This window comes from Streptomyces sp. SID13666 (assembly GCF_010548325.1).
Classification (GTDB): domain Bacteria; phylum Actinomycetota; class Actinomycetes; order Streptomycetales; family Streptomycetaceae; genus Actinacidiphila; species Actinacidiphila fildesensis.
In genome coordinates, this window is the sequence record NZ_JAAGLX010000022.1 from 66,006 (window position 1) to 90,948 (window position 24,943).

General features: G+C 67.7%; 22 protein-coding genes and 1 pseudogene. 12 read left to right on the forward strand and 11 right to left on the reverse strand.

Annotation, left to right across the window (positions count from 1 at the left end):
- Positions 1 to 58 precede the first annotated feature (58 nt).
- The gene (locus G3I60_RS25560) at positions 59 to 400 is read right to left on the reverse strand and encodes a GNAT family N-acetyltransferase (protein ID WP_164296995.1); all 342 of its coding nucleotides are present in this window, start codon (positions 398 to 400) and stop codon (positions 59 to 61) included.
- A 10-nt stretch (positions 401 to 410) separates the two neighbouring features.
- Entirely contained in the window at positions 411 to 1,391 is a 981-nt protein-coding gene (locus tag G3I60_RS25565; RefSeq protein ID WP_164296964.1) for a pirin family protein, read from the reverse strand.
- A gap of 113 nt (positions 1,392 to 1,504) precedes the next feature.
- On the opposite strand from G3I60_RS25565, the gene G3I60_RS25570 reads away from it, so the two are divergent.
- Positions 1,505 to 2,008: a carboxymuconolactone decarboxylase family protein gene (locus tag G3I60_RS25570; RefSeq protein WP_164296966.1), complete on the forward strand. Its 504-nt coding sequence runs from the start codon at positions 1,505 to 1,507 to the stop codon at positions 2,006 to 2,008.
- 116 nt (positions 2,009 to 2,124) lie between these two features.
- On the opposite strand, the gene G3I60_RS25575 is transcribed toward G3I60_RS25570, so the two are convergent.
- From G3I60_RS25575 to G3I60_RS25590, 4 genes are all read right to left on the reverse strand, one after another.
- Entirely contained in the window at positions 2,125 to 2,862 is a 738-nt protein-coding gene (locus G3I60_RS25575; protein WP_164296968.1) for a YoaK family protein, read from the reverse strand.
- On the reverse strand, positions 2,843 to 3,367 hold the full coding sequence (locus G3I60_RS25580; RefSeq protein WP_164296970.1) for a DoxX family protein: 525 nt from the start codon (positions 3,365 to 3,367) through the stop codon (positions 2,843 to 2,845). Before G3I60_RS25580 ends, G3I60_RS25575 begins: the two co-directional genes overlap by 20 nt.
- Positions 3,368 to 3,415: 48 nt before the next feature.
- Positions 3,416 to 4,078, reverse strand: a complete 663-nt coding sequence (locus G3I60_RS25585) for a hydrolase (protein WP_164296972.1) — start codon at positions 4,076 to 4,078, stop codon at positions 3,416 to 3,418.
- A gap of 126 nt (positions 4,079 to 4,204) precedes the next feature.
- Positions 4,205 to 6,085: an amidohydrolase gene (locus tag G3I60_RS25590; RefSeq protein WP_203673854.1), complete on the reverse strand. Its 1,881-nt coding sequence runs from the start codon at positions 6,083 to 6,085 to the stop codon at positions 4,205 to 4,207.
- 320 nt (positions 6,086 to 6,405) lie between these two features.
- Here G3I60_RS25590 and G3I60_RS25595 point away from each other — a divergent pair, with 320 nt between their 5' ends.
- Together G3I60_RS25595 and G3I60_RS25600 are read left to right on the forward strand one after the other, a co-directional pair.
- Positions 6,406 to 7,377, forward strand: coding sequence for an alpha/beta hydrolase (locus G3I60_RS25595; protein ID WP_164296976.1), 972 nt, complete (start codon positions 6,406 to 6,408; stop codon positions 7,375 to 7,377).
- Positions 7,378 to 7,433: 56 nt separating this feature from the next.
- Complete coding sequence (locus tag G3I60_RS25600; protein ID WP_164296978.1) at positions 7,434 to 8,156, forward strand: alpha/beta fold hydrolase; 723 nt, start codon at positions 7,434 to 7,436, stop codon at positions 8,154 to 8,156.
- A gap of 357 nt (positions 8,157 to 8,513) precedes the next feature.
- Here G3I60_RS25600 and G3I60_RS25605 read toward each other — a convergent pair whose 3' ends face one another.
- Together G3I60_RS25605 and G3I60_RS25610 are read right to left on the reverse strand one after the other, a co-directional pair.
- Positions 8,514 to 9,470, reverse strand: coding sequence for a helix-turn-helix domain-containing protein (locus G3I60_RS25605; protein WP_203673856.1), 957 nt, complete (start codon positions 9,468 to 9,470; stop codon positions 8,514 to 8,516).
- 708 nt (positions 9,471 to 10,178) lie between these two features.
- On the reverse strand, positions 10,179 to 11,051 hold the full coding sequence (locus G3I60_RS25610) for an alpha/beta fold hydrolase (protein ID WP_164607761.1): 873 nt from the start codon (positions 11,049 to 11,051) through the stop codon (positions 10,179 to 10,181).
- A 510-nt stretch (positions 11,052 to 11,561) separates the two neighbouring features.
- Between G3I60_RS25610 and G3I60_RS25615 the strand changes: the two genes are divergently transcribed.
- The 6 genes from G3I60_RS25615 (at position 11,562) to G3I60_RS25640 (ending at position 19,850) form a co-directional block, all read left to right on the forward strand.
- Positions 11,562 to 12,662, forward strand: coding sequence for a helix-turn-helix domain-containing protein (locus G3I60_RS25615; RefSeq protein ID WP_164297419.1), 1,101 nt, complete (start codon positions 11,562 to 11,564; stop codon positions 12,660 to 12,662).
- A gap of 269 nt (positions 12,663 to 12,931) precedes the next feature.
- Positions 12,932 to 15,679, forward strand: coding sequence for an AAA family ATPase (locus G3I60_RS25620; protein ID WP_164297417.1), 2,748 nt, complete (start codon positions 12,932 to 12,934; stop codon positions 15,677 to 15,679).
- An 86-nt stretch (positions 15,680 to 15,765) separates the two neighbouring features.
- Positions 15,766 to 16,533: an alpha/beta fold hydrolase gene (locus G3I60_RS25625; protein ID WP_239070214.1), complete on the forward strand. Its 768-nt coding sequence runs from the start codon at positions 15,766 to 15,768 to the stop codon at positions 16,531 to 16,533.
- A gap of 230 nt (positions 16,534 to 16,763) precedes the next feature.
- On the forward strand, positions 16,764 to 18,014 hold the full coding sequence (locus tag G3I60_RS25630) for a sugar ABC transporter substrate-binding protein (RefSeq protein WP_239070216.1): 1,251 nt from the start codon (positions 16,764 to 16,766) through the stop codon (positions 18,012 to 18,014).
- A 154-nt stretch (positions 18,015 to 18,168) separates the two neighbouring features.
- Positions 18,169 to 19,038: a carbohydrate ABC transporter permease gene (locus G3I60_RS25635; RefSeq protein WP_239070234.1), complete on the forward strand. Its 870-nt coding sequence runs from the start codon at positions 18,169 to 18,171 to the stop codon at positions 19,036 to 19,038.
- 59 nt (positions 19,039 to 19,097) lie between these two features.
- The gene (locus G3I60_RS25640) at positions 19,098 to 19,850 is read left to right on the forward strand and encodes a carbohydrate ABC transporter permease (protein ID WP_164297438.1); all 753 of its coding nucleotides are present in this window, start codon (positions 19,098 to 19,100) and stop codon (positions 19,848 to 19,850) included.
- Between the two features lie 79 nt (positions 19,851 to 19,929).
- Here the strand turns inward: G3I60_RS25640 and G3I60_RS25645 are convergent, their stop codons facing one another.
- The 3 genes from G3I60_RS25645 to G3I60_RS25655 all read right to left on the reverse strand — a co-directional run bounded on the left by G3I60_RS25645 (position 19,930) and on the right by G3I60_RS25655 (position 22,297).
- On the reverse strand, positions 19,930 to 20,553 hold the full coding sequence (locus G3I60_RS25645; protein ID WP_164297413.1) for an FMN reductase: 624 nt from the start codon (positions 20,551 to 20,553) through the stop codon (positions 19,930 to 19,932).
- A complete protein-coding gene (locus G3I60_RS25650; protein ID WP_164297411.1) occupies positions 20,550 to 21,635 on the reverse strand; it encodes an LLM class flavin-dependent oxidoreductase in 1,086 nt (361 codons plus the stop codon). The genes G3I60_RS25645 and G3I60_RS25650 overlap by 4 nt, the downstream gene beginning before the upstream one ends.
- Before the next feature lie 122 nt (positions 21,636 to 21,757).
- A complete protein-coding gene (locus tag G3I60_RS25655) occupies positions 21,758 to 22,297 on the reverse strand; it encodes an ABC transporter permease (RefSeq protein ID WP_203673832.1) in 540 nt (179 codons plus the stop codon).
- 104 nt (positions 22,298 to 22,401) lie between these two features.
- Here G3I60_RS25655 and G3I60_RS25660 point away from each other — a divergent pair.
- The 3 genes and pseudogenes from G3I60_RS25660 to G3I60_RS25670 form a co-directional block, all read left to right on the forward strand.
- A pseudogene (locus G3I60_RS25660) lies at positions 22,402 to 22,764 on the forward strand (transposase family protein); the annotation flags it as partial.
- A 199-nt stretch (positions 22,765 to 22,963) separates the two neighbouring features.
- Positions 22,964 to 23,578 (forward strand): flavin reductase family protein, encoded by a 615-nt coding sequence (locus G3I60_RS25665; protein WP_164297409.1) that lies wholly within the window; start codon positions 22,964 to 22,966, stop codon positions 23,576 to 23,578.
- Positions 23,579 to 23,714: 136 nt separating this feature from the next.
- Positions 23,715 to 24,917: a CapA family protein gene (locus tag G3I60_RS25670; RefSeq protein ID WP_164297407.1), complete on the forward strand. Its 1,203-nt coding sequence runs from the start codon at positions 23,715 to 23,717 to the stop codon at positions 24,915 to 24,917.
- Positions 24,918 to 24,943 lie beyond the last annotated feature (26 nt).

The following is a 24,943-nucleotide window of genomic DNA, read 5'->3' on the forward strand; positions in this document are numbered from 1 at the left end:
GCCGCCGCGGTCCGATTCCATGTAGCGGCAGGCTCCGGTCCGTGCGTGGTTCTGCCGGTCAGTGAGCGCGCACGGTGCTCAGCCACTGCAGGGTCTCCGCGGTAACGGGGTCGGTGATGTCGGCGAACTCGTCATGCCTCTTGAGGAATTTCGCCACGTAGGGGCAGACGGGCACGATGCGTTTCCCCGCGGCGCGCACGTCACTCAACGCCTGCTGGACGAGTACGGAGGCCAGGCCCTGCCCGGCGAAGGCGTCGTCGATTTCGGTGTGGTAGAAAACGCGTTGGTTGTCGTGGTCGCGGTACGCGGTGTGGCCTGCGGTTTTGCCGTCGACCAGGATTTCGTAGCGGTGTTTGGTGTCCACTCGCTGGACAGTCGGAGTGGCGGCGGGCTGCGTCATCGTATGCCTTTCAGTCACGCGTCGGGTTGGTGCGCGGTGTGATGGTGGCGTTGGGAAGGGCGGGCGCGGGAAGTCGATCGCCGTCGTATCCGTCGACCCTGCCGAAGCGGTCGGATGCGCTCTGCCACCCCTTCCTGGCCTCGACGATGTCTTCGTGGCTCCGGCCGATGAAGTTCCACCACATGACGATCTGTTCCTCGAACGGCGTCCCGCCGAGCAGGACCACCCGAGCAACGGCGTCTGCCTCGTTCGTCAGCGTCAGCGTGTCGCTTCCCGTGCCGACATAGCCCAACTCCGCCGGGTGCAGAGTTGTTCCAGCGATACGGACATCCCCGTGGTCGACGAGAAGGCCGTGCTCGAAGCCGGTGTCGATGGCGAGCGTGGTCGTCGAGCGCGGCTCAAGGATGAGTTCGGCGCCGAGCAGGGGCGTGAAGGTCCGCACCGGAGAGGTGTCACCTGCCAGTGCCCCCAGGAACACTCTGACGTCGGCTCCGCCCACCCGGAACGGGCTCGGCACATAGTGCTGGAAGTCACGGCCGGTGTGCCGGTGCTCTGCGGGAAGGGCCACCCACAGTTGTACGCCGTGCAGGATCGTGGTCCGGGCGGTGGAGACTTCCGAGTGGCTGATGCCGTACCCACTTGTCATGAGGTTCAGCTCACCGGGTCGGACGAGCGCGTGGCTCCCCATGCTGTCCCGGTGCTCGATCTCCCCGCTGAACAGCCAGCTCACCGTCTGCAGACCGGTGTGCGGATGGGGCGCGACGTCCATGCCGCCCGTGCGGGCGATGTCGTCGGGACCGTAGTGGTCGACGAAGCACCAGGCCCCGATCAGCGTCCGGGCCCGCTGCGGCAGCGTACGCCGCACCGTCATCGCCCTCGGACCACCCAACGGGACGTCCCGCGCGGAGAGAACATCGACCTTCGGCACCTGCTCGCCGTGGTCCGGGGCCCTGTGGCCCAGTTCGGTGGGATCCCTCTCGACGTTGCTCATTGCACTCCCTTCGCGCTCAAAGATGATTTCATATTCAACAATTGCCTCTGATGATAAGTCGCTGGGTTGCCTGTCAGGCGAACGGCAGAACGAGCGAGGGCCGGGAGCGGCCCATGAAGGAGTCCAGGTTGAATGACACGGCAGCCGGTCCGGTGAGCAAGCGGGTCTTCGTCGACAAGCAGAGTCCGAAGGCATACCGCGCGTTGGTCGAGACGGCCGAAGCAGTCCGTGCGGTCGCCGCCGACACGGGACTGGACCGCACGCTGGTGGAATTGATCAACCTCCGGGTGTCACAGATCAACGGCTGCGCGTACTGCCTCCATGTGCACACCCGTGCCGCACTGCGCGCCGGCGAGACCATCCAGCGATTGGGTGTGCTGGCCGCCTGGCGCGACACAGAACTGTTCACGGCACGGGAACGCGCGGCACTCGCCCTGGCGGAGGCCACCACCGAACCCGCGAACGCCGTCGTGCAGGAAAGCGCCTACGACTCAGCCCGCCAGATCCTCACCGACGATGAGATCTCCGCGGTGATCTGGGTGGCCATCACGATCAACGCGTTCAACCGGGTCTCCATCATGAGCAAGCATCCCGTGCGTGGGATCCCCCAGCAGTGATCCGATTTCGCCCCTATGTGCGCCGAGATGCCGGTCGCGCCGGCTCATCTCCGATCGAGATGACTGACATCCCGAACCATTGGACCAGGTGAGGAAGGACGAGGGGTGGCCCGCGCTCATGCCTGCGGCTTGGTCCAGGCGGCGTTTGACGCCGAGAGGCGGTACGCCGTCAGGGACGTCACCGCGAGCAGCACCAATACCAGCCCCAAGGTGAGGGCGAGTTTGTTGTGCAGCAACAGCACGGCACCGACCAGGGCTCCGAGGAATATGGCCAGTACGGAGAGGATCCGCCGACCCGGCCGGGGGGCCTGCCCGCCGGCCGCGGTGGAGTCCGCGGCCAGTCCCGTCAAGGTCAGAGTCAGTACGGTCGTGGTCAGGTCCGGGACGCCGAGGCGCCGGGCGGTCGCGTTCTGCAGCCCCATGGCGAGTCCGAGGAGCACGATCAGGGTGTACTGGACTCCGGTGGTCACCTTGCCCTGCGAGGCCGTTGCCGCGATGGCGGCCGCGGCGACGAGCACCGCCTCCAGCGCCGTGGTGATGGCCAGCAGCCGCCCGCGGTGTGCGGCGAACCGGTTGGTGAACCGGCCTCCGGCCAGTGCGCCGGCGAGGAACGCGGCCATCGACACGATGGGAGCGAGTGCGGACAGTCCCTCGGCGCCTGCCAGAGCGAACCCCAGGAAGACCACGTTGCCGGTCATGTTGGCGACGAAGACGTGCCCGAGGCCCAGATAGCTGACGGCGTCCACCAGGCCGGTCGCCACCGTCAGCATCAGCATGAGCGGTGGCAACGGTCCGTGTCTGTCCCCCTTGGGAGGGGCCAGCGTGCGGGCCACGTCAGTCAGCAGTTTGGGCATACCGAGTTGCTCCTTCCGGGACAGCGGGGCGATGCAGCAGCACACGGGTGAACAGTCCGCTTGCGGGGCCGAGCACGATGACCGTGATGGAGGCCCACAGGGGCCAGGGGGTCAGCCCGAGCGCATGGTCGAGCGACCACTGGCCGGGGCCGGTGAGTGCCAGCACTGTGGAGCTGGCGACAAGGACCATCGGGTACTCATAACCGTCGTTCTGAACCCAGAGCCCGTTGTGCCATTTGACGGTGCCGGCGACCGTCATCACTCCCATGGCGGCCATCGCCGCAGCGGGAGTGAGCAGACCGGCCGCCAGGAACAGGCCTGCGCCGATCTGGCTGCCGCCCGCGGCGAGTGCGGTGAGTCTGCCGCCGCGGAAGCCGTCGTGGCGGAACTCCTCGGTCCCGCCCGCCAGGCCATTGCCGCCGAGCCGGAAGCTGACCTTCTGCACTCCGTGTCCGGCGACGAGGAGGCCCACCACCAGCCGGAGGACCAACAGTCCAGTGTTCATTGCTTTCCCACCTGTTCCTGGCGTTTCGTCGATGCTCAGGTGAAGAGGTCAGCCGGCCGCGTGGGCGCCGATGACGGCTTGCGCGTAGACCAGGCCCAGGCCGTAGGCGCCGCCGTGCTCCTTCACCACTTCCGTGACGGGGACGTACGTCTCCGTCCGCGCCCAGTCACGCTGGAGCTCAAGGAGCACCTGCACCCAGGTCACCGGAATCGCGCCTCCCTGGACCATGCGCTGGATGGCGTGCTCGTGCGCCTGCGGGCTGACGCCGCCGGACGCGTCCGTGACGACGTAGACCTCGTACCCCTGGGAGATGGCGGACAGCGTGGGCAGTACGACGCAGACCTCGGTCCACAGCCCGGCGATGACAAGCTTCTTGCGGCCGGTCGCCTTGACGGCCTCGACGAAGTCGATGTCCTCCCAGGCGTTCATCGTGGTGCGGTCGATGATCTTCTGGTCGGGGTAGACAGCGGCCAACTGCGGCATGATCGGACCCGAGAAGGACTCGGCGGCCACGGTACTCAGTACCACGGGAACGTCGAACACCTTGGCCGTCTTGGCCAGGCCCAAGGTCGAGTTGATGATGGCGGTGCGGTCGCCGCTTCCGGTGCCGAAGAACATCTGCGGCTGGTGGTCCACGAACAGCACAGCGCAGTTGTCGGGGGTCAGCAGGTCGGGGCCGGGGGCTGCGGTGACTTCAGAGATGTTGACCACGAGAGGGCCCTTCCATGAGTGAGGTGATCGCGGACGGGCGTCCGCTGACGAGCGCGGCCGTCCGTCCGACGGCGCGAGGGTGGTGACCCGGGAGAGGCGGCTCGTGACCGGTCTTCTCCCGGGAGATCAGAGCGAGAAGCAGGGGTCGAAGACCGTGCTCTCGGAATCCGGGGCCATGCCTCGTCGGGCGCGCCACTGCCGGTGCTGCTCGGACTCCGCTGCGGCCTGGCCGAGCAACTCGGCCTGGCGGGCGCCCGACGAGCCGCTACCGGATACGGCCTGGTAGCCGCCGAAGTGCGCGACCGGGCTCCACTCGGGGCTGACCGGCGGAAGTTCCTCGTCGAGGCCTTCGTACTCGGCGGCGGCGTAGACGATCCTGCCGCCGACGACGGTCAGCAGGGACTCGATGTGCACGATGTCCGGCTCGGGCACCGCGAAGTAATCCTCGGACAGGACCGCGAGGTCGCCGAGGTGGCCCGGGCGCAGGACACCCTTGATGCCCTCCTCGCCGGTCAGTGCGGCTCCGGCTTCGGTGAACATCGACAGCGCCGTCCGCCGGTCGACGCGGTTGTGCGGCGGGCGGACGATCAGGTCACCGACCGTACGGCCGGTGATCAACCAGTGCAGGGCGATCCACGGGTTGTAGGTCGAGACCCGGGTGGCGTCGGTGCCGGCGCCGACGGTCAGACCGCGCTCCAGCATGGCCCGGACCGGAGGGGCGTCCGCGGCGGCGCCGGGGCCGTAGCGGCGTACGAATGCCTCGCCCTGGAAGGACAGCCGGTTCTGCACGGACATGGCGCCGCCGAGGGCGGCGATGCGGTCGAGGCTGTCCGCGGAGACGGTCTCCGCATGGTCGAACAGCCACCGGTTTCCAGCCGGGAAGAGTCCTTCCGCGGCCAGCTTCTCGAATATCGCGAGGTCGCGCCGGATGGTGTCGTCGTAGGTGGCGTGCAGCCGGAAGCCCCAGCCGTTCTCCATGAGCAGACGTACGGCCTTCTCGAATTCTGTCTCATATCCGGGAGCGAGTTCCGGCCGCGGTTGGGCAAAGTTCTCGAAATCTGCTGCCGCCCAGGTGAGATTCTCCCCGGCACCGTTGAGGCGCAGCCACTCGTCCCCGTCCTCGGGCCGGGCCATTTCGATCCAGCGGGCGAGGTCGGCAACTTCCTGACCGGCAGTCTGCGGGAAGAGATGATAGGCGATGCGCAGCGACAGTTGACCGGATTTGGCCAGTTCGACGACCGTGCTGTAGTTGTCGGGGAAATTCTGGAATCCGCCCGCTGCGTCGATCGCCGACGTGAGCCCGAACCTGTTCAGTTCCCGCAGGAAATGGCGGGTGGAGGTCTTCCTGTCCTCGTCCTGAAGCACCGGGGCCTTGGCCAGAGTCGAGTAGAGGATCAGGGCGCTCGGGGCGGCGAGCAGCATGCCCGTGGGCTCACCGTCCCTGCCCCGTACGATCTGGCCGCCCTTCGGGTCGGGGGTGTCCTTGGTGTATCCGGCGGCCTTGAGCGCGGCCCGGTTGAGCACCGCCGACTGGTACAGGTGCAGAACGAACACCGGGGTGTCCGGCGCGGCGGCATTCAACTCGGCAGCGGTCGGTAGCCGCCGTTCTGCGAACTGCTCGGCAGACCATCCCCCCACCACCCGGACCCACTGGCCCTTCGGCGTGCGAGCCGCCTGTTCACGCAGCATCGCCAGGCCTTGACGCAGTGTCCGGACGCCGTCCCAGCGCAGCTCCAGCACGTAGTTGAGCCCACCCCGGATGACGTGCAGATGGGAATCGTTGAGTCCGGGAATCACCCGGCGGCCGAGAGCGTCGACCACCTTCGTGGTCGCGCCGACATGACCGGCCATGTCCTTGTCGTCACCGACGACCGTGATGACGCCGTCGCGGATGGCGATCGCCTCGGCCTGCGGGCGACCAGGGTCTCCAGTATGGATTTTCGCGTTGCGGACGATCAGGTCCGCAGCGTCGTCCGTGGCGCTGGGAACCAGCCCACCGACCGGCATCGTGGACACCTTTCGCCAACCTCCTGCGGGATGAAACGTCGATATCGACTGAGCGACAGTGGGATGACCCCCACTGCTTCGCCGCCAACTTATTTCGAGCCGAAGTACCTGTGTGTCCCGACAGTGCACTGCATTGTTTCCGACAGCGCACTGGTCCCATTCCCGTGCACTGTGGGGTCAGCACCTGTGCACTGGTGGTCAATCCCCGCCGTCTTCAGGGATTTAGTGTGGTGACCGACGGCTCCGCGGAAGACCCATGTGTCTGGCCCGGAGTCGCCGCGCCGGAGAAACCGGTGCGTCGTGAATCACAGGAGGCTCACATGTCCGACGTTGTGGAGCCGGTTGTGCCGGTGCTGGAGCCGGCCGCGGCCGCTTTCGCCGAAGCGACCGCGAATCCGCCCTACCTGTTCGATCTGCCGCCGGCCGAGGGTCGCAAGGCGGTCGACGAAGTGCAGTCCGGTGGGAGCAACGAGCCGGCCGTGGACGAGGAGTGGATCACTGTCTCGGGCGGCCCGACGGGCAGTGTCCGCGCGCGCATCGTCAAGCCCGCCGGCGAGGAGGGGATCCTGCCGGTGATCCTCTACATCCACGGCGCGGGCTGGGTGTTCGGCAACGCCCACACCCACGACCGCTTGGTGCGCGAACTGGCCGTCGGCGCTAACGCCGCCGTGGTCTTCCCCGAGTACGACCTCTCCCCGGAGGCCCGCTACCCCGTCGCCATCGAGCAGAACTACACGGTCGCGCAGTGGGTCGTCCAGCAGGGCGCGTCCAAGAACCTGGACGGCGCACGGCTGGCCGTGGTCGGCGACTCTGTGGGCGGCAACATGAGCGCCGCACTGACACTGATGGCCAAGGAGCGCGGCGACGTACCGCTGGTCCAGCAGGTGCTCTTCTACCCGGTCACCGACGCGAACTTCGACACCGGCTCCTACCACCAGTTCGCCACCGGCTACTTCCTGCGCCGCGACGGCATGCAGTGGTTCTGGGACCAGTACACCAACGACGAGGACGAACGCGCCCAGATCACCGCCTCCCCGCTGCGGGCCACCACCGAGCAGCTCACCGGGCTGCCGCCGGCCCTGGTCATCACCGGCGAGGCCGACGTGCTGCGCGACGAGGGCGAGGCCTACGCCAACAAGCTGCGCCAGGCCGGCGTCCCCGTCACCGCCGTCCGCTTCCAGGGCATCATCCACGACTTCGTCATGCTCAACGCCCTCCGCGAAACCCACGCCGCCCAGGCCGCCATCACGCTGGCCACCGGCACCCTGCGCACCGCGCTCCACACGGGCTGACACCGCGTTCCGCGCTGGCCTCCAAAACCCCCCGACAACAGGGAGAACACCCGACCATGACCACAAACCCCACCCCCACAGCCGTGCTCGTGCACGGAGCCTTCGCGGACGCCGCCAGCTGGACCGGGGTCATCGCGGAACTGCAGAGCCACGGTGTCCCCGTGGTCGCGCCGCCGAACCCGCTGCGCGGTCTGGTGTCCGATGCCGCGTACATCGCGTCCGTGGCTGCTCAGATCGACGGTCCAGTGGTGCTTGTCGGCCACTCGTACGGCGGTGCGGTCATCTCCGTGGCGGGCACCGCGGAGAACGTCGTCGGACTGGTCTACGTCGCGGCGTATGTCACCGATGAGGGGGAGAGCCTGGGCGAGTTGCAGGGCCGCTTCCCCCTCTCGCCGCTCGTCAGCAACCTGAAGGAGGCGACGTACCCGGTAGCGGGATCGGAGCCTGCGGTCGAGGTCACCATCAAGGCCGAGGCGTTCCCGGACATCTTCGCCGCCGACGTCCCGGCCGCCGCCACCAAGCTCCTCGCGGTGGCGCAACGCCCACTGGCCGCCTCGGCATTCACGGAGGCGGCTCCGGCCGCCGCGTGGAAGACGAAGCCCTCTTGGGCACTCGTGGCCGGCGCGGACCAGGCGATCAACCCCGAGGTCGAGCGCTTCGGCGCGAAGCGGGCCGGGGCTACGACCGTCGAGATCGAGGGCGCCTCGCACGCAGTGGCCGTCTCCCGGCCCAAGGAGGTCGCCGAACTGATCCTCGACGCGGTGCGCGCGACGAGCTGACGAGGCGACAGACGGCCGGACTCTCCCGTCGGAGCTCTTGGTCGAGCCGTATCGGGGCTCCCGAACCGGGTGGTCGGCCGCATTCCCGGACCTGTGGGCGAGACGGTCATCCCCCCGGGACGGACGAGTTCTCCTCCATGGACGTGACCACGTAAGACTGCTGCAACAGGGCCTCTTGGCAGCTCGCCGGCTTCGACAACCGCGAGTTACCAGGAGGCCCTTCCGTCGTTCAGTGCGGCAGCGACGGCCCCGAGCTCATCGGCATCCCATCGGGACCGGACCGCGCCCTTCGGGCGCTCACACCGCAGCTGGGCGTCGGCATCCGAAAAGGGGGCCACGTCCGGTGGGAGAGCCCGGTCAGCTCGTAGGGCTCATGCGCGCGGTCGCCTGCCACTCCCGGGGGGTGGTGCCGTAGGCGAGCCGGAAGACACGGCTGAAATGGGAGGGGCTGGCGAAGCCCCATCGATGGGCCACGGCCGCCACATTTGGTGCGTGGGGAGTTTGCCGTGCCAGTTCCGTCCGGCAACGCTCCAGGCGCTGCTGCTGGATCCACCGACCCACGGTGATGCCCTCGAACTCGAAGAGTTTGTGCAGATACCTGACTGACACATGGTGGGCAGAGGCGATGTCCGCGGGAGCCAGCTCGGGGTTCTCCAAGTGCCGCAGCACGTGCTCCTTGATGCGGATCAGCATGGCATCGGCTGCCGCGGGAGCCTGTGGGCTCAGCCGCCCTTGCCGCTCCTGGATCAGGCAGACCAGCAGATCACAGGTGATCCGAGCGAGTCGGCGGCCTTGCGGCGGGGTGAGCGAGTCTGCCGCCCTGTTCAGGCGCTCCAGGTGCCCGGCAAGCAGAGCGGAGGAGGCCTCGTCTCCGCCGAAGGCCGTGGCGGTCACCGCCTGCAGATCATGGTCGGTCACCCCCAGAAGGGATCTCGGGAAGTGGAACGTGGTGAAACTGAATGCCTGCCGCAGCGTCTTGCTGAAGGGCCGCCTGGAATCGGAGAGCGAGAACTGCCCGGGGTGTACCAATGCCTCCCGCCCGTCCTGCGAACGCTCGGCGATCCCCTGGTGCAGGAGCGTCAGCATCAGATACTCCCTACCGTCCCTCGCAATCATCCGCGGGCTGCGGATGACCGTCTGTGATCCGGCCGTGACCGTAGAGATCTGTATGGAGTCCAGTTGACTGGTGCTGATCGTCGCCGCCGAAGGAGCTTCTTCGTACAGGGTCACGTCCAGAGGGACGAACGTTCTCGATACGGCGTCGTGCCAGAAAGCAGCTCGATCCGACGGGGACAGGAGCGAGGTCGACAGCATCAACGACACGCCAACTCCTTGACAAGGTCATGCGGTCGCGCAGCCCTCAGGGCCGTCACGGTCTGCTCCGCGTGGATGCGGCCTTCGGCCCCCTCCGTCATGGAACAGAGCAACCTGAGGGGGGCGGGCCACCGATCTGATCAGATCGCAGCCGGACAGGAATGACCAGGAAGAATCACAGGAAGAACTCTGCGGACAGTACCAAACCTACTGTCCGCCGCGTAGGACGAGCTCAGCTGGTGGAAGGCCCCCTATGACCAGGGCACCTACCGAGCTCGCTACGCCGCGGTGGGACCGGCTGCGGCGGAATTCTCTCGCGGGCGCGGATCAGTCACAGGGTCGTCATTCACCCCTGCTTGTGAGCTCGGCTGTGGCAGTGCCACGCGCAGGGCCACCGTTGGCCACGGTCATACCGGAGGCAACAGCCAGCAGCGCGACCAGCCGGCCCGGCACACCCTGAGACGTCTCTGCGTCAGCGAGCCGACGGGGGCTCTGAACTCGTGGCCTTGCAGACATGAGCACCTTCTTGAGGGGTGTGCCGGGAGGCCGGCTCGTGTGGAAGCGCTGTGTGCCGGCCGGCAGTCTTCGATAGGGGTACGAGAGCCAGAACGGGCATGACCCTCGCGCTTCGTCATTGACGAGGCACAAGTCGATCGGCCGCAAGGCCGGTCGGCGCTGACCGCATCGGGAGTCGGCCGGACGTCCGTGTCAGGGGCGGACGGCCGCTCGGGCGGCGTCGACGATGACGTCGGTCACCACGCCGGGCCGGGTGATGAGGGACAGGTGACCGGCATTGACCGTGGTGATGTGAGCTCCCGCACGGGTGGCCATGGCCAGCTGCTCAGCTGACGGGATGACATGGTCGGCGGTTCCGACCACAGCCCAGGAGGGGATGGTCTTCCAGGCGGGCGTACCGGAGGGTTCGGATCCTGCGCTGACCGCGAAGGGGCGCTGTCCGGCCGCCAGGAGCCGGGCTTGGGCACGGGGGACACCGTTGGCGAAGCACTCCGCGAATCCCCGGTAGGCGCCGTTGGGCGCGACCTTGAGGTAGGCGTCGTAGTCGCCCTGGGGAGCACCGGGGTACTGCACCAGGTTCAGGAACGTCGACGGGTCGGCGGTGACGCACGAACCGGGCTGGGCGGCGTTGATCTGGAACACGGTCTCGCCCTGGGCAGGAATGTAGGCGTCGTCGTAGACCAAGGCCTTGACATGGGGATTGCCCGCGGCGGCGTTGGTGATGACCACGCCGCCGTAGGAGTGGCCAGCCAGGACGATCGGCCCCTCGATGGTGGCCAGGTAGTTCTTCAGGGTCTGTGCGTCGTAGTCAACGCCGCGCAGCGGGTTGGGTGGGGCGACGACGATGTAGCCATCGTGCTGGAGGCGGCTGATCACCGGATTCCAGCTCGACGCGTCCGCCCACGCCCCATGTACGAGCACGATCGTCGGCTTGGGACCGTGGTCCTTCGTGGTGCCGGCTTGCGCGACCACTTGGGTGGCCGGCACCACCGCCCCGGCGATGGCCAGGGCGCATGCGGCGGCCAGCACGCGGGACTTAGGCAGTCGTCTTCCTCGGAGTCGCATGATGGAAGTCCTTTCGGTGGCCCTGTCATGAGGCCATGGGAGGTGAGGTCACCGAGCGCCGGTGGGGCATCGGTGCAGGCACGGTGCCGGGCACGGCCAGGACGGACAAACAAACGGAACGGCGTGTCCCGGGGAGAGCGCTGAGAGGCAGCGCGCTGCACTCGTGGCCTGTCGCTGTTGAGCCGGACCTTCCGGCAGAACGACCCGGATCACGTGCAAAGCACTCCGGTGCCGTTGCTCACACGCTAGGACCCCGGTGCGGGCAGTAGTCGCCCGCGCGCGCACCACCGCTGTACCAGCAGCGCACGGATGGCAGCGGACATACCGGCTGACGGATGACGTGGGAGTGTCGGTGCGCTGTCGCGTAGCCGGCCGGAACCCGGAACGAAGTCACCCGCTCCAGCGCCCCCGCGCACAGGTGAAAGGCCTAGTTAGCGTATTCACGCGATGTGTCGACCCAAGCCCGCTGGCAGGGTGCACAGAAAGCACACCGGCCGAGAGGCAGCGATCATGTCGCCGAGTTCATTGACACAGGAGCCCAGGCAGCTCTCGGACACCCTCTACACCACGGATTCGGTGCCCACCCATCACCGAGGGACGTACTGGCGCGAAGCCCTGTCCAGAACATTCGCCGCGGTGGACATTGCCGTCCCCGACGAGGCCTACTCGGGAACCATCCGAACCTCCCGGCTGGGCCATTTGCAGGTCGCCACGGTGGACGGCGATCCGATGCGCGTATGCCGGACTCCGGGGCTCATCGGACGAGGTGAGGACGAGCAGTTGGTCGTCACGCTCTTGGTCAGAGGTGTCGCCACATTCGAGCAGGACGCGCGTGAGGCCGGCCTGCGACCCGGGGAGATCATCTTCTACGACATGACACGCCCGATACAGATGGAATTCCCCCATGCGTTCCAGATGAAGTCGATCATCCTGCCCCGGCGGCTCCTGGGTCTGCGAGAGGCCGATCTGCAACGGATCACGGCGACACCTCTCCGCCCCGACACAACAATGGGCTCACTGCTGTCACCCTTTCTGACCAGGGTCGTGGACACGGCGGCAACGTGCCCGTCGAATACCAGCGGGGTGCTGGCCAGCAACGTCATCGACCTGCTCGCCATGCTGGCCGAGGAACGACTTCGCCAGGAGGCAGGTGACACGCCGAGCGTCACCCGGCTGCTGGAGATCCAGACATTCATCGACCGGCACCTCGCCGATCCGGACCTGACGCCGGAGGCCATAGCTCGCGCCAACCACATCTCCGTCCGCTACCTGCACAAGCTCTTCCAGACCGACGACATCACCGTCAGTCAGTGGATCCAGCGCCGCCGGCTGGAGGAGTGCCGACGCGATCTGGCCCGGTGGGAGGCGGCCGGCCTGACCATCGCCACGGTGGCGCGCAAGTGGGGATTCACCAGCGCCTCCCACTTCAGCCGGTCGTTCCGGGCCGTGTACGGGATGTCCCCCGCCGAGTGGCGGGATCCCGGGGTGCGGGGGCCTGGTACCCCCTCCTCGCCACATGGCGCGTCAAGGGTGTCGGAGGATTCAGGGGCGCGGCCACGCCGGCATGCCAACCTGCCGCCGGCCCGACGTCATGTCCAGCTCGTCGGCTAGTAGGGCTTTCCCGTAACCCCTGGCGGGCGCCGCCCTGCCGCCCAGCCCTATCAGGGCTTCTGACGGCGGCGTGACGGTGACCGAGCCACTCGACCCATGAACCGGGTGTGCGCTGAGCTGCCATTCTTGCGATAGTGGGCAGCCAGCGCGTCGTCCGCACCCGCCGGAGCCGCCACCCGGCGCCCGCGGGCGACGCCGAACGGCGGAGTCACCATTCCGCTTGGGCTGAGCCCGGCTCCGGCCGGCGAGTGGGGATCGAAAGGGGCAACGTGGCGGTGCCAGGCGGATCGACGTCCCGATCCGGTCTGCGCGGCCGAGAGGCCGAGGTCGAAGAGCTGCAGGCGCTGATCACCTCGGTGGCCCGTACCGGAAGCGGCGCGCTGACCCTGATCCGGGGCGAACCGGGTATCGGCAAGACCACACTGCTCGCCGATGCCGTCGCCCGGGCCAAGGCGGCGGGATTCTCCGTCGGCCTCGGCAAGGCCGATGAGCTGCATCACATCGTGCCGCTCTCGTCGTTCGCGGCCTGCATCCTGCACGGCGATCAGCCGCTGCTGTCCGGCGATGCCTTTGTCGATCTTGAGCGCAAATACGATCAGCGGATCTGGCTGGTGGAGCGCCTGGCGGAGGCGATCGAAGCCAGAGCCGGCAGCGTGCCGATGCTGATCGCCCTGGACGACGTGCAGTGGGCCGATCCGCTGAGCCGGTTCGCCCTGCAGCAACTGCCGGTACGCCTGCGGACCTCGCCGGTTCTGTGGATGCTGACCGGGCGACAGGGACCCGACGGGCCGGCGGAGGAGATCGTCGCAGCTGCCGCGGATGAACTGCCCACGGTCACTCTGCAGTTGGGCCCACTGTCCGGCTCGGCCATCGGTCAACTGGCCGGCGACACCCTGGGCGCAGCAGTTGACGAGCGGGTAAGGGACCTGCTCGACGGAGCAGGCGGGAACCCGTTTTTGGCGGTCGAGATGCTCGCCGGACTGCAGGCCGCCGACGGCTCAGGGGAAATCCTGCCTCCAGGGCTCGTGGTGGGCGTGCGCGGCAGACTCAGGTCCCTGCGGCCCGGCACGCTGCGCTTCCTTCAGATGGGAGCGGTGCTGGGACGCAGGTTCGGTTTCCAGGACGCCGCCGCGCTCTGCGGCCAACCGTCTGCCTCGTTGATCGATGCGCTCGATGAAGTGGTGGGCGCCGGACTCCTGGACGACGACGGCGACCAACTGGCCTTCCGGCATGATCTGCTGCGCCAGGCGGTCTACGTCGGCATTCCGCCGTCGGCCCGGAAGGCGCTGCACAGAGAGGCAGCCAACCACCTTGTTTCTGTGGGCCACCAGCCGATCGACGCGGTGTCGCACCTCCTCAGGGGCGCCCTGCCCGGCGACGAGGAAGCGGTGGCGCTGTTGCGGCGAGCCGCTGACGACGCACTGCCTGTCACGCCCGGCCTCGCGGCCGACCTTATGACACGCGCCCTGGAATTGGTGCCGTGCCCACGGCCGTCGAGGTTCGTGGTGGGTGAGCAAGCGATCGTGTGCCTGACGCGGGCCGGCAGGAATCGAGAGGCGCTGTCGACCGGCGACCGACTGCTGGCCTCAGGACCGTCCCCGAAGGTGTTCAGCCGGCTGCAGGCCGCCCTCGGCGGGACGCTGTGGAACCTGGACCGCGCCGACGAATTGCGCCGCCGGGCCGAAACGGCCCTCGCGGTCGGGGGCGCCGCGCCGGAGATCGAGGCGAGGCTGGCCGCCCTGCGCGCGCTGGCCCTGTCCCGGGGCGATGATCTTGTCCCGGCGCGTGAGGCGGGCGAAGACGCGCTGCGTGCCGCGATCGAGATCGGTGACCGCGAGGCACACGTCCTGGCTCTGTTCGGGCTCGGCGAAACCGCGCTCAACGCGGGTGAGCTTGCCATCGCACTCAGGCGCTTCACCGCGCTCAGCGCGGTCGATTCCGCTTTCCTTCCCGAGGAGATCGTCGCGTACCAGCACCTGGACGACTTCGCGTCCGGCGAGCGGCTGCTCCTGCGGTCGGCGGAGCACGCCGACTCACCCCGCCAAGCAATGCTGCTGTGGGCACAGGCTCAGCAGCATCTGGGGCTTGGCAGACTCGACGACGCCGACGCCGACTTGGTGACCATGGAGCGTCTGGAAGACGACGTACAGGGACCCGTCCAGCAGGTCAATGGTCGCGTGATCCGCTCCCGGACGGCCCTTCTGCGCGGCGACCGGGAAGCGGCGCGGCAGCACCTGGCCGCAGCGCAAGAACGACTGGCGGCCAAACCGAACCCGGGGAACACGGCCGCGGTGCGCTTCCTGGAAGCGATCCACGCCGAGGTCGACGGAGACATCGGACGTGCCATGGGAAAGATCAGGCAGGTGCAGGAGGAAGGCTTCTTCATGCGCTGGCGGCTGTTGCGCACCTGGGTCGATTCCGCGATACGCATGGCCCTGCGAGGAGCGGACCACGAACTGGCCGCGGACCTGGCCGCCCAGGCCGAAGCCCACGCCCGACGTAACCCTGCCGTGCCCACCGCCACGGGTATCGCGGCGCAGGCCCACGGGCTCGTCAACGGCGATCCCGCCCTGCTGGAACACTCCGTGGTACTACTCGAGGCGAGCCCTCGCCCACTGGTCAGAGCCGCTGCCTACGCCGACCTCGGACAGGCGCTGTTGACGGCAGGCCGGAACCCGCAGGCTGTGGAAGCCCTGACTCACGCCCACGGCGCGTTCGCCGAGTCGGGCGCCCACGCCGCCGCGGCACGCGTACGGAGGTTCCTCGACGGCGTAGGGGCCGGCAGCCGCAGGGCAGCGACCTCGCAGCGTCCCGTCCAAGGATGGGAAGCCCTCACTGCCTCGGAGAAGAAGGTCGCGCGCCTCGTCGCCGAGGGCCACACCAACCGGTCGGTCGCCGACCTGCTCACCGTCTCCCCGCACACGGTCAACACTCACCTGACCTCCGCCTTCCGCAAGCTGTCGATCAACTCCCGCGTGCAACTCGCCAACCTCGTCATGGCCTTGCCCGACAACTGAGTGGGCCGGTTGGTACGTTCACGCGATGCCCGCCCCTGCCGATCGCGCTTGAGTGGAGGACCCCCACTCAGTCGGAGGCCACCGACATGATGAAACCCACCCACGCGGCTCCGACCATCGTGCTCGTGCATGGAGCGTTCACCGACGCCTCATCCTGGGCGGGGATCACCAGCCTCCTTCACGCCGCCGGATTGACTGTGCGCGCCCCCGCGAACCCGCTGCGTGACCTGGCGCAGGACGCCGCCTACCTCAGGAGCGTGGTGCGCCGGATCAACGTCCCCGTCGTACTCGTCGGCCACGGCTACGGCGGCGCGGTCATCACCCATGCCGCTACCGACACCGACAACGTCGTGGCGTTGTGCTACGTGGCTGCGTTCGGCCTGGACCATGGAGAATGCGTCCTGGACATCACAAGCCGCTTCGCCCCGACGCCCGCGACCGACGCAACCTTCACCGCCACCTTGCCCGCCCAGAATCCCACCGCCCCGGAAGGGGAGCTGTACATCCGCAGGGACCGGTTCCCCCAGGTGTACGCCGTCGACCTGCCGCCCCGCGTCCAGAGAGTGCTGTCCGTGACGCAACGCCCGATCGCCAGGAGCGCGCTGACCGGTAGATCGGGCCCACCGGCATGGGCCTCCAAGCCGTCCTGGTACGCCATCGCGACCGCCGACCAGGTACTCAATCCCACCGCTCAGCGGTTCATGGCCCAGCGCATGGCGGCCACTGAGTACTTGCTGGACGGTTCGCACGCAGTTGTGTGGTCACAGCCCGGAGCCGTGGCAGCGATGATCAGGGAAGCCGCCTCACACGACCCCGGTTGCGGCTATGGCGAGGGGTATCCACAACGCTTTTGAGCAGGTGATGGACGTTCGGTCTGACCCATGCTCGACGCATACCGGTCAGCAGCGTCCTATAGCATCCATTCGAACAATAGGACGCGGGTATGGATCGTCTCATCGACGACCCGGACGCCTGATCTTCGTGAGGCTCGCGCTGATCGAGTCGCGGCGGGCCGTCCGGGATTGCGTATCACCTTCCTGGACCGACACTCCGGCCGCGGACGTCACTCGGGAAGGGCGCCAGCATGATCTCCCCAGCCAGACCGTCGGCACGGCGGATCACCACCCTCTTCGGAACCATCGCCTTGACACTGGCTGCCACTGGATGCGGCGGTGGTACCGGAGCCGGATCCGCCACGGGCAAGGTGACCTCCATCACCGCGCTGGACTACTACACCGACGCAACCGAACACGCCCAATGGGGCGAGCGGCTCACCGCCTGCGGCAGGACCGCCGGCGTAACGGTCGAGCAGAGAAGCGTTCCGGGGGCGTCGCTCATCCCGAAGGTCCTGCAGCAGGCGTCGTCGCGAACTCTTCCCGACCTGTTGATGCTGGACAACCCCGACCTGCAGCAGATCGCACAGAGCGGCGCGCTGACCCCGCTGGACCAGTACGGCATCGACTCCAGCGGCTTCACCAAAGGCATCCTGTCGGCAGGCACCTACCAGGGGAAGGTGTACGGACTGGCGCCCACGGTGAGCACGATCGCCCTCTTCTACAACAAGGACATGCTTTCCCAGGCCGGTGTCGCCGTACCGACCACCTGGGACGAGCTGAAGGTGGCAGCGACCAAACTGACCGGCCCGGGGCGCTACGGCATGGCGGTCGACGCAAACGCCACGTTCGAGGGCACCTGGCAGTTCCTGCCCTTCCTGTGGTCCAACGGCGGGGACGAGAAGCACTTGGACACGCCGCAGGCCGCGCAGGCACTCCAGCTGTGGGTCGACCTGGTGAAGAGCGGATCCATGTCGAAGTCGGTACTGAACTGGACCCAGGCCGATGTCCACGACCAGTTCGTCGCCGGCAAGGCAGCCATGATGGTCAACGGCCCCTGGCGGATCTCCGCGCTGAACCAGGCGAAGAACCTGCATTGGGGTGTGGCCCCCATCCCCGTCCGCCAGAACGGGCAGACTCTTGTCACACCGCTCGGCGGTGAGGTGTGGACGGTCCCGCAGACCGCTTCCAAGGCCCGGCAGGAGAAGGCCGCCCACGTACTCGCATGCCTGAACGACTCCACGCACATGCTCGCCCTGGCCAAGCAGAACTTCACCGTGCCCTCCCGCACCCCGGTGGCCTCGCAGTTCGCCGAGCAGGTCCCGTCGATGGCTGCCTTCGCCACAAGCGTTGAGCGGGCGCGAGACCGGACCGGCGAGCTCAACGTCAAGTGGCCCAAAGCAGCGGCCGCCATATACACCGCGATCCAGTCCGCGCTGACGGGCGAGCAGACTCCGGAGGAAGCGCTCAAGCATGCGCAGCAGATGGCGACCACTTCCTGATCTGTCCCCGGCCCTTCGGATGAGCACCGTGCAAGAAGACGGCGCCGGTGCCACGCGGACACCCCCCACCGGTGTGGAGCAGCGGGATGAAGACGTGCGCAGAAGGGCCAGGACCGTGGCCCGGGCACGCATCTGGGAGCGGATCGCCCATGGGATGTTCATCGTGCCCGCCGCGGCGTACCTGCTGCTGTTCTTCGGGTACCCGCTCGTCAAGAACGTCGTCATGAGCTTGCAGCAGTACACGACCACGACCTTCTACACTGGTGAGGCGCCGTTCGTGGGGCTGCAGAACTACTCAAAGATCCTTTCGTCGGACCTGTTCTCCAAGGCTCTGCTGACCACGGTCCTGTTCACCGCTGGTTCGATAGTCGGGCAGTTCGTGCTCGGCCTGGCCTTGGCCCTCTTCTTCCAGCGCCGCTTCCCGCTCGGCCGCGTTCTGCGGTCGCTGTTGTTGCTGCCGTGGCTGCTGCCGCTGGTCGTCTCCGGAACGACGTGGAAGTGGATGCTCGACACCGACACCGGTGTCATCAACGACGCGCTGCGCGACCTCCACCTCATGTCGTCCGGCATACCGTGGCTCACCGGCACCTCACAGGCGCTCGTGTCGGTGATTCTCATCAACATCTGGGTCGGAATCCCCTTCAACACCACGATTCTCTACGGCGGCCTGCAGGAGATCCCCACACATCTGTATGAGGCGGCGAAGCTGGACGGTGCCGGACCACTGGCGTCGTTCCGCCATGTGACCTGGCCGCTACTGCGGCCGGTGGTCAGCGTCGTACTGGTGCTGGGCGTGGTCTACACGGTCAAGGTGCTGGACATCATCCTCATAGTGACGGGCGGAGGGCCGGCAAACGCCACGCAGACCATCGCCACCCAGTCCTACGATCTGACCTTTCAGCAGTTCGACTTCGGGCGCGGCGCGGCGATGGGCAACGTACTCATCGTCATCTCGCTCGTCTTCGCCGTCGTCTACCTGCGCGCCAACCGGCGCGCCCAGAACAACGGAGCGGCGGCCCGGTGACGCGCGCAAGCAAACGTGGGTGGCCGTCCACCATCATCGGGATCGTCCTCCTCGCGCTCATGCTGTTTCCCGTCTACTGGATGGTGAATGCGTCCCTGCAGCCCGCCGGCAACCCACTGCAGGGAGGCTGGTTCCCCTTCCACCCGGACTTCAGCGGTTACGCCACCGCACTGCGCGATCAGGGGGACAGTCTCGTCACCAGCCTCGTCGTGTCCCTCGGCAGTGTTGCGCTCAGCCTCGGGCTCGCCGCCCCTGCGGCCTACGCGCTGGCCCAGCTCCCCGTCCGAGGAACCAACCTCGTGCTCTTCGGCGTCCTGATCACACAGATGGTGCCGAGCATCGCCATCGCCAATGCGCTGTACGTCGCTTACAACGACCTGGGACTCCTGAACTCCTACCTCGGACTGATCCTCGCGGACGCCACCGCCGGGGTGCCCTTCGCAATCATCATTCTGCGGTCGTCCATGCAAGGCATTCCCAGGGAGATCATCGAGGCCGCGCGAGTGGACGGCGCCGGGAGGCTGCGTGCCTTCCGCGCCGTCGTGCTCCCGATGAGCGCAAACTCATTGATCACTGCCGGCCTCTTCACCTTCCTCTTCACCTGGAGCGACTTCCTCTTCGCCCTCACGCTGACCACCACGGGGACCGTGCAGCCGATCACCCTGGGCATCTACCAGTACATGGGTGCTCACACGAACCAGTGGAACGCCATCATGGCCACCGCCGTTCTGGCGTCGTTCCCGGCGGCCGTGCTGCTCGTCGTGGCTCAGCGCTATGTCACCGCCGGTGCCGCCGGCGGAGCGATCAAGTGAGGGCTGGTCCCGTCTCCGGAGTGATTCCCCCACACCCGGTGAACCCGTCTGCCCGCTCGGTGGGCCGCCGGGGTCAGCCTCAGTCGAAGCGCAGGTCGGAAAGCTGCCGTTCGAGCGCGGTGATGTCGTCCTCGGGCGTCTCCTCGACCGGGCGGGCGGCCATCAGGACGGCCAGCTCGCCGGCCGCCCGCCGAATGCGTGCGGGCAGGCCCTCGGTGTACTCGTCACCGCCGGATCCCCAGTCTTCGGACGCCGCGTACACCGCGGTGGGTACGACGGTGGCGCGCAGGTAGGCGAAGAGCGGGCGCAGGGCGTGCTCAAGTACCAGGGAGTGGCGGGCTGTGCCTCCCGTCGCCGCGATGAGGACCGGCTTCCCCGTGAGGGCGTCCGGGTCGATCAGATCGAAGAAGGACTTGAACAACCCGCTGTAGGAGGCGGTGAACACGGGGGTCACGGCGATCAGGCCGTGGGCGCCCGTCACCGCGGCGAGCGCGGCGGCCAGTTGGGGCGACGGGAAACCCGTCACGAGGTTGTTGGCCACGGGGACGGCCAGTTCGCGCAACTCGATGATGTCGACCGCCACCTCGTGACCTGGGCCTTTGAGGTCGACGAGGTCGGCGCGGGCCGACTCGGCGAGACGGTCGGTGAGCAGGCGTGTGGAGGACGGGGTGCTCAGCCCCGCGGACACGGCGACGAGGTTCATCCCGCAGACACCGCCTGAACGGTCCGCAGCGACTCATGAGTGGGAGCGTCCGGCACGTCGGCCGGGCGGCCGATCGCGAACTCCTTCCGCAGAACGGGCACCACCTCTTCACCGAGGATGTCGATCTGTTCCAGGACGGTCTTCAGGGGCAGACCCGCGTGGTCCATCAGGAACAGCTGCCGCTGGTAGTCGCCGACGGTCTCGCGGAAGGACAGTGTCCGCTCGACGACCTGCTGGGGAGAGCCCACCGTCAGCGGAGTCTGCTCGGTGAACTCCTCCAGGGAGGGCCCGTGCCCGTACACCGGGGCGTTGTCAAAGTAGGGGCGGAACTCTCGTACGGCATCCTGGGAGTCCTTCCGCATGAACACTTGTCCGCCGAGGCCGACGATGGCCTGCTCGGGCCGGCCGTGACCGTGGTGCTCGTACCGTCGCCGGTACAGCTGGACCATCCGCCCCGTGTGCTCGATGGGCCAGAAGATGTTGTTGTGGAAGAAGCCGTCGCCGTAGAAAGCCGCCTGCTCGGCGATCTCGGGCGAGCGGATCGAGCCGTGCCACACGAACGGCGGTACGCCGTCCAGCGGACGGGGCGTGGACGTGAACCCCTGCAGGGGCGTGCGGAACGTGCCCTCCCAGTCCACCACGTCCTCGCGCCACAGCCGGTGCAGCAGCGCGTAGTTCTCCTTGGCGAGGTTGAGGCCCTGCCGGATGTCCTGGCCGAACCACGGATACACCGGGCCGGAGTTGCCGCGCCCCAACATCAGGTCGACCCGGCCGTCGGCCAGATGCTGGAGCATCGCGTAATCCTCGGCGATCTTCACCGGGTCGTTGGTGGTGATCAGCGTCGTGGCAGTGGAGAGGATCAACTTCTCGGTACGGGCGGCGATGTAGCCGAGCATCGTGGTCGGTGATGACGGCACGAACGGCGGGTTGTGATGCTCACCGGTCGCGAAGACATCCAGTCCGACCTCCTCCGCCTTCAGCGCGATGGCGACCATCGCCTTGATGCGTTCGCGCTCCGACGGGGTACGGCCGTTGGTCGGATCGGGGGTCACGTCCCCCACCGAGAAAATTCCGAACTGCATGGGGGCCTCTTCGTTCCGGCAACTGTGTGGATACCGGAAATGTAGGCACCGGTCGGACGGCCGTCATGCCTGTGCGTGCAGGAGCGCTTGCCCCTCAGTGCCCTCTCTTCGAGGGTGCGTACTCACGACGAGCGGAGAGCTCCCGTGGGCGACATTTGAGCGGCCCGCAGCGCGGGGTACAGCCCAGCCACGGTGCCGACCACCACGGCTACTGCCGGCCCTGCCAACACCCAGACGGTGGGAACCACGGCAGGCCATTCCTGTACGGCTGCGTATGCGTACACCACGGTGACCCCTACGGCCGCCCCACCCAAGCCGCCGAACAGGCCGAGCAATACTGCCTCGATCAAGAACTGCAGGGTGATCTGTCCCCGGCGCGCCCCCAACGCGCGACGAAGTCCCACCTCGCCACGCCGCTCCATGACGCTGACCACCATGGTGTTCGCGATCCCCACTCCGCCGACCAGCAAGGCGACGCCCGCGAGGGAGAGTACGAGGCCGGTGAGGGTGGTGTTCGTTTCAGCGCGCGCTTTGAGCAGGTCAGAGGGACGGGAGACGGCAACCATGGACGGCTGGGCCGGGTTGGCAGTGGCTGCGGCGACCCCCTGTACATCGCTTACCCGCTCGGGATTGACGCGCAGGTAGACAGGAGCCTTTTCCAACCTGATGGCGCGACAGGATGACTACGGAGGCGGGCTGTACGAAGTGGTGAAGCTCCTGGTAGACGGGTTGTCGACCAAGATCAACCATGTCGCCAGGAGCTTCCGTGCTTGCTTACCCATCGGGCATCGATCTGTCCAGTTCGACCCGGCGGTGCCTCGCCCGCAAGTTGTCCACCCATCGGCGCCAGATCGGCAGCCGATGGCGACGCCTGACCGCGGGCCACCAAGCGCTGCTCGCGTTGGCGCATCTGCGTTGCGGGGACACCTAGGCCCAGCTCGCCGCCTCATTCAAGGTCGGCATCGCCACCGTCCACCGCTACGTCCGCGAGGCTGTGGACATCCTCGCCGCCGAGGACCCCACGCTCGCCGATGCCGTCGAGACCGCCAGGGCGAAGGCGTTCGTCATCCTGGACGGCACGCTGCTGTCCATCGACCGCATCGCGGCCGACCGCCCGTACTACTCCGGCTGTGAGTATGGGTGTGCCGTCCCGACGCGGGGCCTGACTCGTACTCTGGCTGGCCCTTGGTGCCTGGTGTTTGATCTGTCGGCCACCGCGTCGGGGCGGTGCGTGCTGGCACCGGGCACTTTCCGTCGAACACAGGGGCTTGGCCGCGCCGTGATCCAGGGTTGAGGTTCACGGCTGCGTTGTATGGATACTGGCTGGCATGCGCATCGACCTTGATCCCGCGGACGTGGACCGGACCGCCTTCTACAAGCTCCTGACCTCGGTGGTTGTGCCTCGGCCGATCGCTTGGGTGTCGACCGTCAGCCCGGACGGCCTGACCGACAATCTCGCGCCGCACAGCTTCTTCACCGTGGCCTGTGTCAGTCCGCCGATCGTGCAGTTCACGTCGGTCGGGCGGAAGGACTCGTTGCGCAATATCGAGGGGACGGGGGAGTTCGTTGTGAACTTTGCGCCGGAGCATCTCTTCGAGCAGATCAATGCGACGGCGACGGACTTTCCGGCCGGGGTGAGTGAGTTCGATGCGGTGGGGATCGCTCGGGAGCCGAGTCTGCGGGTGAAGCCGCCGCGGGTGGCGGCGTCGCCGGTGGCGTTGGAGTGCGAGATGCACAGCATGCTGCGGATGGGGGACTCGACGGTGGTGTTCGGGCGGGTCGTGCATGCGGCGGTGTCCGAGGCGGTGCTGGTCGACGGTCATCCTGAGGTGCGGAAGCTGCAGCCGTTGTCGCGGTTGGGGAAGGACGAGTGGGGTGCGCTCGGGGAGATCCTGGAGATCTCCCGGATCCGGTTCGAGGACTGGCCAGGTGCCGGGGGCTGAGCGTGCGTCACATGGATCGCCCGTAGCCCGGTTGGGCTGACGCGGTTGCCTCCCATGGGTGACTGCTGTCGCAGGTCCCACAGATGCGTGGTGGGATCAAACGACAGTCGGATTTCCTGATGATGGAGTCGCGTCGATGACGATCCGCACACGACACGGGGCACTGGCCATGGCCGCCGCTCTGCTCGGAACCGTTGCTGTCAGTGCCTGTGGCGGTGCTGCCGGGCCGCAGGCCGGGCCGGTATCGAAGGGGGACATCGGGCAGGCGGGCTCGTCCGGTGCCGCGTCGCAGCTGAAGGGGTTCACGCTCGTCGCCTCCGGGGACGTCCTGCCCCATGCGGTGATCATCCGTCAGGCGCAGAAGGATGCCGGAGGACACGGCTACGACTTCCACAAGATGCTCGCGGGCGTGAAGCCGGTGGTCAGCACGGCAGATTTGGCGGTCTGTCATATGGAGACCGTGTACGGCGGGAAGGACGGCCCCTTCACCGGCTATCCGACGTTCAAGTCGCCGCCGCAGGTCGCCCAGGCGCTCAAGGACACCGGGTACGACTCCTGCTCCACGGCCTCCAACCACACGCTGGACGACGGTGCGGACGGGGTGCAGCACACGCTCGACGCCATGGACGCGGTCGGCGTCCGGCACGCCGGATCGGCCCGTACCGCCGCCGAGGCCGGCAAGCCGGCGCTGCTGAAGGCGGGGAGTGCCACCGTCGCACAGCTCGCCTATACCTACGACACCAACGGGTTCCCGCAGCCCGAGGGTCACCCGTGGGCGGTCAATCTCATCGATCCCGACCGGATCATCGCCGACGCGCGGGCCGCCCGGAAGGCCGGGGCGGACGTGGTGCTGGTGAGTCTGCACTGGGGAACCGAGTGGCAGGACGATCCGGACGAGATGCAGCTGACCGTCGCCAAGCAGCTCACCGCGGCGCGGACCGGCGGGCGCCCGGACATCGATCTGATCCTGGGCACCCATGCCCACATTCCGCAGGCGTACGAGAAGGTCAACGGCACCTGGGTCGTCTACGGGATGGGCGACCAGGTCGCCGGGGAGATGTTCAACTACGACGACAAGCAGGACCCGCGCGGCAACATGGGGTCCATCGCCCGGTTCACCTTCGCCCCGCCCGCGACGGCCGGACAGCGGTGGACCGTGCGCAAGGCCGAGTTCATTCCGCAGCTGATGGACCTCGGAGCGCCGTACCGCGTCGTGACCCTCAATGACGCGCTGCGCCAGAACCCGCACCGCGCCGACTACCTCAGGGCTCGTGATCACATCCGCACCATGGTCCTGAGCCGTGGCGGTGCTGCCGCCGGGCTCACCATGGTCCCCTGACTGCGTCTCGGGAGTCTGGGGCCAGT

What these genes read in the sequence shown, in the direction of transcription:
- G3I60_RS25560 (WP_164296995.1), bottom strand. Translation starts at nt 400, where the DNA reads ATGACGCAGCCCGCCGCCACTCCGACTGTCCAGCGAGTGGACACCAAA.
- G3I60_RS25565 (WP_164296964.1), bottom strand. Translation starts at nt 1,391, where the DNA reads ATGAGCAACGTCGAGAGGGATCCCACCGAACTGGGCCACAGGGCCCCG.
- G3I60_RS25570 (WP_164296966.1), top strand. Translation starts at nt 1,505, where the DNA reads ATGAAGGAGTCCAGGTTGAATGACACGGCAGCCGGTCCGGTGAGCAAG.
- G3I60_RS25575 (WP_164296968.1), bottom strand. Translation starts at nt 2,862, where the DNA reads ATGCCCAAACTGCTGACTGACGTGGCCCGCACGCTGGCCCCTCCCAAG.
- G3I60_RS25580 (WP_164296970.1), bottom strand. Translation starts at nt 3,367, where the DNA reads ATGAACACTGGACTGTTGGTCCTCCGGCTGGTGGTGGGCCTCCTCGTC.
- G3I60_RS25590 (WP_203673854.1), bottom strand. Translation starts at nt 6,085, where the DNA reads ATGCCGGTCGGTGGGCTGGTTCCCAGCGCCACGGACGACGCTGCGGAC.
- G3I60_RS25595 (WP_164296976.1), top strand. Translation starts at nt 6,406, where the DNA reads ATGTCCGACGTTGTGGAGCCGGTTGTGCCGGTGCTGGAGCCGGCCGCG.
- G3I60_RS25600 (WP_164296978.1), top strand. Translation starts at nt 7,434, where the DNA reads ATGACCACAAACCCCACCCCCACAGCCGTGCTCGTGCACGGAGCCTTC.
- G3I60_RS25605 (WP_203673856.1), bottom strand. Translation starts at nt 9,470, where the DNA reads ATGCTGTCGACCTCGCTCCTGTCCCCGTCGGATCGAGCTGCTTTCTGG.
- G3I60_RS25610 (WP_164607761.1), bottom strand. Translation starts at nt 11,051, where the DNA reads ATGCGACTCCGAGGAAGACGACTGCCTAAGTCCCGCGTGCTGGCCGCC.
- G3I60_RS25615 (WP_164297419.1), top strand. Translation starts at nt 11,562, where the DNA reads ATGTCGCCGAGTTCATTGACACAGGAGCCCAGGCAGCTCTCGGACACC.
- G3I60_RS25625 (WP_239070214.1), top strand. Translation starts at nt 15,766, where the DNA reads ATGATGAAACCCACCCACGCGGCTCCGACCATCGTGCTCGTGCATGGA.
- G3I60_RS25630 (WP_239070216.1), top strand. Translation starts at nt 16,764, where the DNA reads ATGATCTCCCCAGCCAGACCGTCGGCACGGCGGATCACCACCCTCTTC.
- G3I60_RS25635 (WP_239070234.1), top strand. Translation starts at nt 18,169, where the DNA reads ATGTTCATCGTGCCCGCCGCGGCGTACCTGCTGCTGTTCTTCGGGTAC.
- G3I60_RS25640 (WP_164297438.1), top strand. Translation starts at nt 19,098, where the DNA reads ATGCTGTTTCCCGTCTACTGGATGGTGAATGCGTCCCTGCAGCCCGCC.
- G3I60_RS25645 (WP_164297413.1), bottom strand. Translation starts at nt 20,553, where the DNA reads ATGAACCTCGTCGCCGTGTCCGCGGGGCTGAGCACCCCGTCCTCCACA.
- G3I60_RS25650 (WP_164297411.1), bottom strand. Translation starts at nt 21,635, where the DNA reads ATGCAGTTCGGAATTTTCTCGGTGGGGGACGTGACCCCCGATCCGACC.
- G3I60_RS25665 (WP_164297409.1), top strand. Translation starts at nt 22,964, where the DNA reads ATGCGCATCGACCTTGATCCCGCGGACGTGGACCGGACCGCCTTCTAC.
- G3I60_RS25670 (WP_164297407.1), top strand. Translation starts at nt 23,715, where the DNA reads ATGACGATCCGCACACGACACGGGGCACTGGCCATGGCCGCCGCTCTG.